The sequence below is a fragment of the Herbaspirillum sp. 3R11 genome (genome assembly GCF_004563925.1).
Lineage (GTDB): Bacteria > Pseudomonadota > Gammaproteobacteria > Burkholderiales > Burkholderiaceae_D > Herbaspirillum.
The window spans coordinates 589,119-600,911 of record NZ_SPNJ01000001.1; the positions used below are offsets into that span (position 1 = coordinate 589,119).

Here is an 11,793-nt window from a genome sequence, read left to right on the forward strand (position 1 = left end):
AGCCGGATCAACGATGGGAACTGAAACGCGATGATGTCTATGCTTGCCGGCCTGCATGGCCATACTCTCCGCCGGGCGCGCCGGCTGTGGATGCAATACGGGATTCTGTGGCTGGGCGCGGTGCTGGTCGGCCTGGTGGCGGTGATGTATGCCTGGCTGATCGATTTCGGCTTCGAAATGTTCAGCGCCATGCGGCGCGATCACATCTGGCTGCCGCTGGTCCTGACGCCGGCCATGAGCGCCTTGTGCGTGTGGCTGACACGTCGTTTCTTCCCGGGCGCCGAGGGCAGCGGGATTCCGCAGGTGATTGCCTCGCTGGCGGAGGAGAATGATCGCGGAACGCCGCGTCCCTCCCGTGCGCCTGCGTTGCTGACGCTGAAGATCCTGGCCGGCAAGATCGGTATCTCTTTTCTGGGTATTTTGGGCGGCTTCACTATCGGCCGCGAGGGACCGACGGTGCACGTCGGCGCGGCGCTGATGTACAACATGCGTCGCTTCTATCCGCGTCCCAGCGCCATCCTGGAACGACGCCTGATCCTGGCCGGCGCCGCTGCAGGCTTGTCGGCCGCTTTCAATACGCCGCTGGCCGGCATCGTGTTCGCGATTGAAGAGCTGTCGCGCAGCTTCGAGCAGCGCGCCAGCGGCATCGTCATCACGACCATCATCTTCGCCGGTATCGTCGCACTCGGCCTGAACGGCAACTACACCTATTTCGGCACCATCAATGCCGGCAATGACAGCGCGCGCGAATTGATCGTCGCGGTCATCGTCAGCGGCATCCTGATGGGCGTGGCCGGCGGCATCTTTTGCTGGCTGTTGCTCAATACGCACAAGTGGATTCCGGCGCCGCTGCGCGCCTTGCGTGCAGAGCGTCCGGTGGTGTTCGGCGCCGTGTGCGGTCTGATCGTCGCGATCGTCGGTTTGTGTGCAGGCGGCATGACCTTCGGCAGCGGCTATGCCGAAGCCAAGGGTTTGCTGAGCGGCCAGACACAGTTGTCAGCGTGGTATCCGCTGGCCAAGATGGCCTCGATGGTGGGGTCTTACCTGCCGGGGATTCCGGGCGGCATCTTTGCACCGTCTCTGTCGATCGGCGCCGGCTTCGGCAATCTGCTGCACATGGTGTTCGAGCATACCTCGCTGTCGATGCTGATCGCGCTGGCGATGGTGGGCTACCTGGCGGCGGTGACGCAATCGCCGATCACCGCCTTCGTGATTGTCATGGAAATGATCAACGGCCATGCGCTGGTGATTTCATTGATGGCGACAGCCTTGCTGGCCAGTCGCGTCTCGCGCTTCTTTGCGCCGCCGCTGTATGAGGCATTGTCGGAGCGCTACGCACACGCCAGCGCCAAGTGACGCGTTGAGACGGATTCGCTCAGGTCATAAAAAAAGCTGAGCCCGGCAACGGGCTCAGCTTTTTTCGATGGGACTTGAAGCGTTGCTTAAACTTGCGCCACGGCCTTGGCAGCGGAACGGCAGCCTTCCAGCAAGAACGAGAGGCCGACCACCAGCACCAGTTCACCCTCGGCAGAGCGTGCGGTACCGGTAATGCCATTGGTCTGGATCGCGGTCAACGGTTTGATCACCAGGTCGGCAGTGCCTTCCACGGCGCCGACGCTGAGGATGTACGGATGCGGCACCGCCATCACGATACCGACACGTTCATTGCCCGGTTCATAGCCAAGGACACCGGCCAGCGAATGCACCGGCAATGGACGACCCTGATCGCGCAACACCGGTGCACCACCGACTTCATCGAATTCGGCCGGCAATTCCACCACGCGTTCCACCACTGCCATCGGCAAGGCCAATGCCGCACCGGCGGTACGCACCAGCATGGTCGGGATGATCGACAATTCGATCGGCAGACGGATCGAGAAGCGCGTGCCGACGCCCAGTGTCGAGTCGATGCGGATGGTGCCGCGGTGTTTTTCCACCGCCGTCTTCACCACGTCCATGCCGACGCCGCGGCCGGACACGCTGGACGCCACTTCCTTGGTCGAGAAGCCGGGCAGGAACACCAGTTGCAGCGCTTCGTCGTGACTTTGCGCTTCGTGTTCGCCGATGAGACCCTTGCCGATCGCCTTCTTGCGCAGGAAATCGGGATCCATGCCCTTGCCGTCGTCGAAGATTTCAATCATGACGCTACTGGCTTCCTGCCACGCCTTGAGCGAAATGGTTGCCTTGTTCGGCTTGCCGGCAGCGCCGCGATCGGTTTCGATACCGTGATCGAGCGAGTTGCGCAGCATGTGGACCAGCGGATCGTACAGGCTGTCCACGACCACACGGTCGACTTCGGTTTCCGCACCCGAGATCGCCAGGTCGACGTCCTTGCCCAGATCCTTGGCCAGTTCGCGCACCAGGCGCGGGAATTTCTGGAACAGGCGGCCGACCGGCTGCATGCGCGTCGACAGCGTGGCGCGTTGCAGTTCGCTGGAGTAGCGCGACGCGCGGCCGAGGGTTTCGGCCAGCGTCGACATCAGCGAAGCGGCGGTGCCTTCGAACTTGAACTGTTGCAATTTTTCCAGCAGCACGGCGGCCTGGTTGGCGGCCTGCACCGATTCGCCGGCCACTTCCAGCAGCGCGTCGAGCTTGCCGGCATCGATACGGATGCTTTCTTCCTTGGCGTTGCCGGGCTGGTTGTCGGTCGCGCGACGTGCTTGTACGGGGGCAGCGGCCGGCTTTGGCGTCGGCGTCGAAGAAGGCAGCGACTTCGGATGGCCGGAGCTGCTTTCCGCTTCCGCAGGCGCAGCTTCGACGGCCGCAGCAGCAACCGGCGCAACTTCGCCGGTACCGCCGGAAACGGCCTGGTACAAGGCATTCCAGTCGAGCGAGCCGTCAGCGCCGAGCACGCTGGCGCCGCCGTTGGCGGAAGGAGTCGAGGCGGCAGCCGGAGCACTCGCAGCAGCAGCAGGGGCGGCAGGCGCAGCAGCGGCAGCCGGAGCGGCCGCGTTGCCTTCAATGGCTTGCGTCAGAATGTCTTCAAGGTCCTGCGGCATCGACGCCAGGCTGGCCGGATCGGCGCCGTTGGCCAGCTCATTGAGCTGGTCGGCGACGAAGCCGCTGGCTTGCAGCGCCGCTTCGATCGCCAGCGGCGTGACCGAGGCCTTGCCGGTGCGCAATGCGTCGAACAGGTTTTCCGTCAAGTGACAGGCCGATACCATGGCCGGCAAATTGACGAAACCCGCGCCGCCCTTGATGGTGTGGAAGGCGCGGAAAACCGCGTTCAGAATTTCCAGATCGTCAGGATGTCGTTCAAGAGTCAGCAGATGCTCTTCAACGTTAGTCGCGAGGTCTAATGCCTCGACGACAAAATCCTTGAGCATTTCGTCATCCATTAGAACCCCAGGTTAGCGAGTAAGTCATCCACATCATTTTGCTCCATGGCGGAGCCGGGAGCGGAGGGCCCGTTGAGCAGTTCTACCGGTTTTTCTATGGCAGCCTTGACTTCCGGCGGCGCGTTGTCGCGCAGCAGCTGCGCCAGTTCGCGTTCCGCCACGGCGGTGATGCTGACGATCTTCTTGATCAGTTGGCCCGTGATGTCCTGGAAGTCCTGTGCCATCATGATTTCGAGCATGCGGGCCTTTTCGACCTCGGTGGCTTCGATGACGGCGGAAGAGAATTTCTTGGAATCGTTGGCCAGGTTCTTGAATTCGTCGATGGTCATCTGGCCGGCGAACAGGCGTGCCCAGCGGTCATCGATGTCCTTGGCCTTGCTGGCGAGAGCATCCTGGGCCGGCATGCCGGCGTCGATCGAATTGAGCACCTTGTTGGCAGCTTGTTCGGTCAGCGTGGCGACGTGCTCCAGGCGGCCCTGGGCATCGCCGATCTGCGACGCGACATCGGACAGCGAACGGTCGTAGCCGAGTTCGCGCATGGAGTCGTGCAACAGGCGAACGATGCCGCCCAGACGTTCATACATGGGCTTGTCGGTCTGGTCTTCGAGCGGTTCTTCTGCTGCGGCCGGTGCCGCTGGCGCTGCTGCTGCCGAAGCCGGCAGGCTCTGCGCCGAAATCTCATCGAATAGTGCCTCTAAATCAACGTCGTCACTCATGATCTTGGTATCTCCATACAAATTTGATGCGTTATTTGCTTCCGCCGCGAGGCAGGTAATCTGTCACAACTGAATTACATGGTTCGACGAGATGGTTCGGTGATAGGAAGCTCCTGTTGCTGTAAGTGCGCGGCAGCGGCCGCCGGATATCCATTGCATATCGGCAATAAATAAAAAATCTGTAGAGAGCTTGCCCCTGTTTTTGCCCGATCCCCCGGAGAGTGCCCCGGTAGGGACGGACTTCCGCTATTTGTTGAATGGATTATAAGTCCCTGTCAAGCGGCTCCATCGGCTAAAAAGCGATGAAAATTCCCCATTTAAATGGCGTTATGGCGATCCTGTTGATCTTCGGGCAATCATAATGCAAGCCCGCTCCATTTGTCACGGGTGATTGCCGCCTGTGGCGTTGGCGCATACAATTGCGCCCTTTTTGGTGCTCGCCGGCATGTTCGTGCCGGCACTCAGGGGAAAGCCCGGCTTTCCATTTCAATCCGGCTCGCGGGTAGGCAGGCACGGAAACCACTGCAAAACGAACGATGATATTCACAGTCCCATCCCGCCGCGCCGCCATGGCCTGCGCCGTATTTTCACTTGCTCACCCCCTGGCGCAGGCGGCCGACGATCCCAGGCTCACGCCGGTCGTCGTCACGGCGTCGCGTTTTTCGAACGATCCGGCGTTTCCACCCGTTGGTGCGACCGTGATCGGTGCCGACGACATCCGCAACGCCGGCATCGACAACGTCAACGAGGCGATCCGCAAACTGGGCGGCGTGTATGGACGCCAGAGCCTGGCAGGTCCCGGCGACTTCGCGCTCGACATGCGCGGCTTTGGCAGCAACGGCGATCAGAACATGGTGATCCTGATCGACGGCGTGCGTCTGTCGGAAAACGAATTGTCGACCGCCTTGCTGTCGTCGGTGCCGATCGATTCTGTCGAGCGCATTGAAATCGTGCGCGGCGGCAGCAGCGTGCTGTACGGCGACGGCGCCACCGGCGGCACCATCCAGATCATCACCAAACGCCCGGCTGCGGACGCGATGCACGGCAGCGTGGTCGGCGAAGTCGGCAGCTACGGCGTGCGCAGCGGCCGCGCGAGTGTCGCCAAAGGCTGGGACGGCTTCGCCTTGAACGCGGCGTACAGCAAGCAGCACGCCGACAATTACCGCGACAACAATGTCTCCAACCAGGAAAATTTCAGTGGCACGGCGCAGTGGTTTTCCAATGAAGGCCGCTTCGGCTTGCGGGTCGATCTGGCGCGTGCCGACTACGGCTTGGCCGGCTCGCTGAGCATGGCGCAATTCCTCACCAATCCGCGCCAGACCACCAGCCCGAAAGACTACGGTTCGTATGACAGCGACCGCATCACCGCCTTCTTCGAACGCAAGTTCGGCGCGCTGGAAGCTGCCGCCGAACTGTCGCATCGCGAAAGAATTTCACGCGCCAGCTATGGCGGTGGCGCAGTCACCGAAGTGCATAGCCGCACCACGCAATTTTCGCCGCGCTTGCGTCACCTTGCAGAAGGCGGCCTGCTGAAGAATGAACTGGTGGCCGGCATTGATTTCTCAGAATGGCAGATCGGCAATATCGACGGCAGCGGCGACGCGGCGCAGACGGCACGCGCCGCCTACGTGCGCGATGAAGTGCAGATTGCCGGCAATACCCGCATCGCGCTGGGCCTGCGCCACGAAGTGATGGACAAGCGCAGCACCGCCAACGCCTATGACAAGGCGCAAGGCGTCAATGCCTGGGATGTGCAGGCCAGCCATGCGGTGATCCCGTCAGTGCGCCTGTTCGGCAAGGCAGGCCAAAGCTATCGCCTGGCGACTGCCGACGAAAATCGCGGCATCGTGCTGGCGGCAGGACAGATCCTCAAGCCGCAGACCTCGCATGACCTGGAGTTCGGCGCGACCTGGGGCGGCGCCGACAACAATGCCACGCTCAGGTGGTTCCGTCATCGCATCAAGGATGAGTTGTTTTACGATCCCACCGTCGGCGCATTTGGCGCCAACGTCAATCTCGATCCGACCAAGCGGCAGGGCGTCGAACTGGAAGCCGCTGCGCGCCTGAACGCCGACTTCAGCCTCAGGGCGAATTTCCAGCACATTGCAGCCACCTTCACGGGCGGTCCGAATGCCGGCAAGGAAATGGTGCTGGTGCCAAAAAATACCGCCTCGGCGCGGCTCAACTGGCAGTCCGGCAACCAGACCGTCAACCTCGGTGTGCTGTGGGCCGATGCGCAGCGCTACGGCAGCGACTTCAGCAATACCTGCAATGCGCGCATGCCGTCGTACACCACGGTCGATGCGCGCTACGCGGTGCGGGTGAGTACATGGGAGCTGGCGCTGACCGGCAGCAACCTGGGCGACCGGCGTTATTTCTCGCAAGCCTTCGGCTGTGCGTCGGGCATCTATCCCGAAAGCGGCCGTGCAGTAAAATTCACCGCCCGTTACGACTTTTAAATCACTTCAAGGACTTCATGCGCAGAGCGATCTTGCTGCTTTCCTGCCTGGCCGTATTGGCCGGGCTGGCGCTCGTGCTGGCGGGTCTGTGCGGCAGTACCGGCTGTCTGCACCCAAGCGGCGATCCTGCCGATATCGCCATGCTGCTGCAATTGCGCGTGCCGCGCGCGCTGACGGCATTCACCGTCGGCGCCTTGCTGGCGATGGCGGGCGCGCTGATGCAGGTATTGCTACGTAATCCTTTGGCTGAACCCTATGTGCTTGGCGTCTCCGGCGGATCCGCCGCGGGCGCCTTGCTGGCAATGCTGCTGGCGGCGTCCATCGGGTTGCCGCGCCAGAATATCGCCGCCGTCGGCGCCGCCTTGGGCGCCGGCCTGGCGGTGCTGCTCTTGTTCGGTTTGGTCGGCAAATCGCTGCGGCGTTTGCCGCTGTCGCCGATGGCGGCCGGGCATCGTTTGCTGCTGACCGGCGTGATGCTGGCAGCCGGCTTCGGCGCCGTGATCACGCTGGTGCTGACGCTGGCGGGAGATACGCAATTGCGCGGCATGGTGTTCTGGCTCATGGGCGATCTCGAGGACAGCCGCTTCCTGCCGGTAGCCGCCGTCATCGCCGGTGCAGTCTTGCTGTGGTCGATATGGAATGCGCCGCGTTTGAACCTGCTGGCACGCGGTGAAAGTTTTGCGCAGTTGCTGGGCGTGCCGGTGGTGCGTCTGCGCGTGGCGACCTTGTGCGCGGCGTCGTTGGCGACGGCTGCCGCGGTGACGCTGGCCGGCACTATCGGTTTCGTCGGCCTGGTGGTGCCGCACGGCTTGCGCCTGCTGGTCGGCAACGATCAGCGCATCTTGCTGCCGGCCTCGGCGCTGGCCGGAGGCGCCGGCTTGACGCTGGCCGATCTGGCGGCGCGCACCATCGTAGCGCCCATGCAATTGCCGGTTGGCGTCATCACGGCGCTGATCGGCGTGCCGCTGTTCCTGTGGCTGCTGGCGCGGAGTCGCGCATGACGGCGGGCCTGTTGCTGCAAGTGGAGGCGCTGACGTTGCGCGCCGGCGACGCCATCTTGCTGGAAAACGTCGACTGGCAGGTGCGCACCGGAGAATTCTGGTGCGTGCTCGGCAAGAACGGCATCGGCAAAAGCACCTTGCTGCATGCCGTTGCCGGTCTGTTGCCGCCGACGTCCGGTCGCATCCTTTCTCCGGAGGGCGACATCAGGCGGGCAAGGCCGCAGCAATTGGCCTTATGGCGTGGACTGCAGGCGCAGCAACAACTCGATGCGTTTCCTTGTAGCGTGCTGGACAGTGTGATGGCGGGTTTGCATCCGTGTCGTCCGGGCTGGGGCTGGCCCGATGCAAGCGATCGGCGCGCGGCATTGCATGCGCTGGAACGCCTGGACATGGCGTCTTACGTCGACGCCGACGTCATGCGTCTGTCGGGCGGCGAACGCCAGCGCGTGGCGATGGCGACGCTGATGCTGCAGGCGCCGCAACTCTATCTGCTCGATGAACCGGCCTCACATCAGGACGTCGCCGCGCAGCAACTGGTGATGCGCACGCTGAAAGAACTGGCGGACGACGATCACGCCGTCGTCGCCACCATGCACGACATCAATCTGGCAACGCGTTTTGCGTCGCACGTGTTGCTGATCGCAGAGGGAAAAGTCTGGCAGGGCAGGGCTGCGGATATTCTGCAGCCGGATCTGTTGGAAGCGGCCTATGGCTGCCGTTTCGAAATCGTGGAATCTGCCGCGGGGAGATGGCTGATGCCGGCCTGAGGATTTCAGCCGGGCTGGCGGCGCGAGCGCACCGTGTCGAGCATCTTGCAGACCTCTTCGGTCGCATCCAGCACGCGCGGTCCCGGACGGTTAAGCCAGTCGGCGTTGACCGTGAACAGGTTGCCGGCGATCACCGCCTTCATCTTGCCGAACTGGCGCCATTCATCGAGCGGATGATCCTTGGCGTCATCGGGCGCGAGGATGGCCTCCGGATTGGCGGCAATCACCGATTCCAGGCTGACGTGCGGCGCCAGCTGCGGCAAGTCGCCGAAGATATTGGTGCCGCCGCAGGTGCGCAACACCGTCGACACCATGTGCTTGCCGTTGAGCGTCATCAGCGGCCGTCCCCAGATCTGATAGAACACGTTGACCGGCTTGCGGTCACGGTAGTTGCGGCTCAGCGCCTGCCAGCGCATGCGGAAATCGGCGGCGGCTTTGCGGCCTTGTTCGTCGGTGCCGCTGAGCGCGCCCAGCCGCTCCAGCGAGGTCGCAATCGTCGCGTAATCGGCCGGCTGGCTTTCGAACACCGGCAAACCGAATGAACGCAGTTGCTGCAACTGCGAGGCTGAATTGCCGCTGCGCCAGGCCAGGATCAGGTCCGGTTTGAGGGTAAGGATTTTTTCGATGTCGACCGCGCTGATGCGGCCGACCGAGGTCACTTGCAGCGCAGCCAGAGGATAGTTGCTGTAGTTGCTGACGCCGATGACATACGGTCCGGCGCCGGCGGCGTAGAGCAATTCTGTGGTGTGCGGCGACAGGCTGATGATGCGGCGGGCGGGCTTGTCGAGACGAATGTCGTTGCCGAAATCATCGGTGACGGTGATGCTTGCGGCGGCGTTGCCGGCCCAAAGCAACGCCAGCAACGCCAGCACAGCGAACCACAGCGGCATCAGCCGATGGCGCATCAGACTTCGAGATTGTCGATCAGGCGCGTCCTGCCGAGTTTGGCGGCAGCGACCACGACCAGTTGTTCGCCTTGCGCCAGATCGCCGGCGGATGGCGCTTGCAGGTCGTTGCGCTTGCGGATCGAAATGTAATCAGGTTGCCAGCCGCGCTGCGCCAGCGCATCCATGGCCTTGCGTTCCAGCTTGGAGATGTCGAGGTGGCCGCCGCGCACTTCATCGGCGACCTGGTTGAGCACCTTGTACAGCTCGGGCGCTTCGGCGCGCTCGTCAGCAGAGAGGTAGCCGTTGCGCGAGGACAGCGCCAGGCCGTCGTCGGCGCGCCAGGTTTCGGCGGCGATGATTTCGGTCGGCAGCGCGAACTGGCGCGCCATGTTGCGCACGATCATGAGTTGCTGGTAATCCTTCTTGCCAAATACCGCCACGCGCGGCTGCACACAGGAGAACAGCTTGAGCACGACGGTGGTCACGCCGGTGAAAAAACCGGGGCGGAATTCGCCCTCAAGAATGTTGCCGAGGTCGTCCGGCGGCTGCACGCGGTATTCCTGCGGCTCGGGGTAGAGATCTCTTTCGGTCGGTGCGAACAGGACGTAGACGCCTTCCTTCTCCAACTTGTCGATGTCGTCCTGGAAGGTGCGCGGATACTTGTCGAAGTCTTCGTTCGGTCCGAACTGCAGGCGGTTGACGAAAATCGACGCCACCACCGGATCGCCATGGGTGCGCGCCAGGCGCATCAGCGACAGGTGGCCTTCGTGCAGGTTGCCCATGGTCGGGACGAAGGCGGTGCGCAATTGGCCGCGCAGCTGGTCGCGCAGTTCTTCGATGGACGAGATGATTTTCATGGCGTGGTGTCGTGGATGGAGACGGAAGCGGACTGTGCTGTACTGGAGCGATCGGGCTGAAGAATCAGCCCGGCAAATCAGCTCGGTGAATACGACAGCCGCACATAAATCGGCGCGAAGGCTTCGGCCTGGGTGATTTCGATCAGGGTTTCCTTGGCCAGCTCGAGCAGGGCGATGAAGTTCACCACCACCACCGGCACGCCGCGCGCCGGATCGAACAGGTCGGCGAATTCGACGAAGCGCGCCGAGCGCAGTCGACGCAGGATGCCGGTCATGTGTTCGCGCACGGACAGTTCTTCACGACTGATGTGGTGATGCTCGGTCAGTTTGGCGCGGCGAATGATGTCGGTCCACACGGCTTGCAGGTCGTCGAGGTTGACCTCGGGCCAGCGGACGACGACGGTTTGTTCGATGTGGACCTGGGTGCGCACGTAGTCGCGGCCGACTTGCGGCAGCGAGTCGAGTTCCTGCGCGGCCAGTTTCATCTGTTCGTATTCAAGCAGGCGGCGCACCAGCTCGGCGCGCGGATCTTCGGCTTCTTCGCCGGAGTCGGCCTTCCTGACCGGCAGCAGCATGCGCGATTTGATCTCGATGAGCATCGCCGCCATCAGCAGGTATTCTGCGGCCAGCTCAAGGTTGTGCTTGCGGATCTGTTCGACGTATTCCAAGTATTGCAGGGTGACCTGCGCCATCGGGATGTCAAGGATATTGAAGTTCTGTTTGCGGATCAGGTACAGCAACAGATCCAGCGGTCCCTGGAACGCTTCGAGGAAAATCTCCAGCGCATCCGGCGGAATGTACAGATCGGTCGGCAGCTTGAACAGCGGCTCGCCGTACAGCTTCGCGAACGCGACGCCGTCGACCACATTCGGGGTCGAGTCCGGCTGGCCTTCCAGCGTCAGTTCGGCAGCGTCGGAGGATGGATTCCCGGCGTTTTCGATCATGCTGGCTGATTAATGGTTTTGGTAAACGTAAGACTGTTGCTTGACGCGGGAATCGGTCTCGCGCGCGGTCTTGTCCAGATCCAGCGGCGTCTTGTCCCACAGCAGGGCGCGACCGGCGCGTTGTTCTTCTTCGAGATTGGGATTCTTTACCTTGAGTTCGGCGATGAACTTGGTGGCTTCCGACTCGTAGGAGGTGAAAAGTTTGCTGAAGAACATGATTTATCCCGGGAATTCTTGTTAACTGGCTAATAACCGCTATTCTACCCTGTCTTGAAGCCCGCATAGAATGACAGACGCAAAGATGACCATGATCAAAAACAAGTTGCTGGCCCGGCTGGTGGCCGTCTGCGCGACGGTACTCGCGCTCGGTTGCGACCGCAACGGCAATCCGGTGGAGGAATTCGGTTTGGACAAGTTGAACAAAGGCGTATCGACCGAGGCCGACGTGCGCGGCGTGATGGGACAGCCGGACAGCGTGCGCGAGGAGAGCGACGGCGGCCGCACGCTGGAATACCCGAAAGGACCGCAAGGAGTGCGGACCTGGATGTTTCGCATCGGTGGCGATGGAAAATTGTCAGACTATCAACAAGTTCTCACGGCTGAAAACTTTGACCGGGTGCAGAAGGGTATGACCCGCGAAGAAGTGCGCAACATGCTCGGCCGTCCGCGCACCGTGGTGCCGTTCGCGCGCAAGCAGGAAGAAGTGTGGGACTGGAAATACCTGCACGTCCACGAGGAGCGGCTGTTCAACGTGCATTTCGATATGCAGACCGGCAAGGTCGTGCGCATGTCGATTTCGGAGATTTCCGGGCACTGACCGCTGA

Annotated in this window: 11 protein-coding genes; 5 read left to right on the forward strand and 6 right to left on the reverse strand. The window is 62.3% G+C overall.

The window, feature by feature from the left end:
* The first annotated feature begins 30 nt into the window (after nt 1-30).
* Nucleotides 31-1,356, forward strand: coding sequence for a chloride channel protein (locus E4P32_RS02745; RefSeq protein WP_116433366.1), 1,326 nt, complete (start codon nt 31-33; stop codon nt 1,354-1,356).
* 86 nt (nt 1,357-1,442) lie between these two features.
* On the opposite strand, the gene E4P32_RS02750 is transcribed toward E4P32_RS02745, so the two are convergent.
* Together E4P32_RS02750 and E4P32_RS02755 are read right to left on the reverse strand one after the other, a co-directional pair.
* Nucleotides 1,443-3,338: a chemotaxis protein CheA gene (locus tag E4P32_RS02750; RefSeq protein WP_116433365.1), complete on the reverse strand. Its 1,896-nt coding sequence runs from the start codon at nt 3,336-3,338 to the stop codon at nt 1,443-1,445.
* Entirely contained in the window at nt 3,338-4,054 is a 717-nt protein-coding gene (locus E4P32_RS02755; protein WP_116433364.1) for a protein phosphatase CheZ, read from the reverse strand. The genes E4P32_RS02750 and E4P32_RS02755 overlap by 1 nt, the downstream gene beginning before the upstream one ends.
* A gap of 536 nt (nt 4,055-4,590) precedes the next feature.
* Here E4P32_RS02755 and E4P32_RS02760 point away from each other — a divergent pair.
* The 3 genes from E4P32_RS02760 to E4P32_RS02770 are packed head-to-tail and all read left to right on the forward strand — an operon-like array spanning nt 4,591 to nt 8,281.
* Entirely contained in the window at nt 4,591-6,513 is a 1,923-nt protein-coding gene (locus E4P32_RS02760; RefSeq protein WP_116433363.1) for a TonB-dependent receptor, read from the forward strand.
* 17 nt (nt 6,514-6,530) lie between these two features.
* Entirely contained in the window at nt 6,531-7,514 is a 984-nt protein-coding gene (locus E4P32_RS02765; protein WP_199525583.1) for an iron ABC transporter permease, read from the forward strand.
* The gene (locus tag E4P32_RS02770; RefSeq protein ID WP_116433362.1) at nt 7,511-8,281 is read left to right on the forward strand and encodes an ABC transporter ATP-binding protein; all 771 of its coding nucleotides are present in this window, start codon (nt 7,511-7,513) and stop codon (nt 8,279-8,281) included. Before E4P32_RS02765 ends, E4P32_RS02770 begins: the two co-directional genes overlap by 4 nt.
* A 5-nt stretch (nt 8,282-8,286) precedes the next feature.
* Here the strand turns inward: E4P32_RS02770 and E4P32_RS02775 are convergent, their stop codons facing one another.
* From E4P32_RS02775 to E4P32_RS02790, 4 genes are all read right to left on the reverse strand, one after another.
* Entirely contained in the window at nt 8,287-9,186 is a 900-nt protein-coding gene (locus E4P32_RS02775; RefSeq protein ID WP_233526575.1) for a cobalamin-binding protein, read from the reverse strand.
* Nucleotides 9,186-10,025, reverse strand: a complete 840-nt coding sequence (panC, locus tag E4P32_RS02780; protein WP_116433361.1) for a pantoate--beta-alanine ligase — start codon at nt 10,023-10,025, stop codon at nt 9,186-9,188. Before panC ends, E4P32_RS02775 begins: the two co-directional genes overlap by 1 nt.
* Before the next feature lie 77 nt (nt 10,026-10,102).
* Nucleotides 10,103-10,969, reverse strand: a complete 867-nt coding sequence (locus E4P32_RS02785) for a ScpA family protein (protein ID WP_116433360.1) — start codon at nt 10,967-10,969, stop codon at nt 10,103-10,105.
* A gap of 9 nt (nt 10,970-10,978) precedes the next feature.
* Complete coding sequence (locus E4P32_RS02790) at nt 10,979-11,185, reverse strand: DUF3460 family protein (RefSeq protein ID WP_116433359.1); 207 nt, start codon at nt 11,183-11,185, stop codon at nt 10,979-10,981.
* 91 nt (nt 11,186-11,276) lie between these two features.
* Here E4P32_RS02790 and bamE point away from each other — a divergent pair, with 91 nt between their 5' ends.
* Nucleotides 11,277-11,786 (forward strand): outer membrane protein assembly factor BamE, encoded by a 510-nt coding sequence (gene bamE / locus E4P32_RS02795; RefSeq protein ID WP_233526618.1) that lies wholly within the window; start codon nt 11,277-11,279, stop codon nt 11,784-11,786.
* Nucleotides 11,787-11,793: the final 7 nt, after the last annotated feature.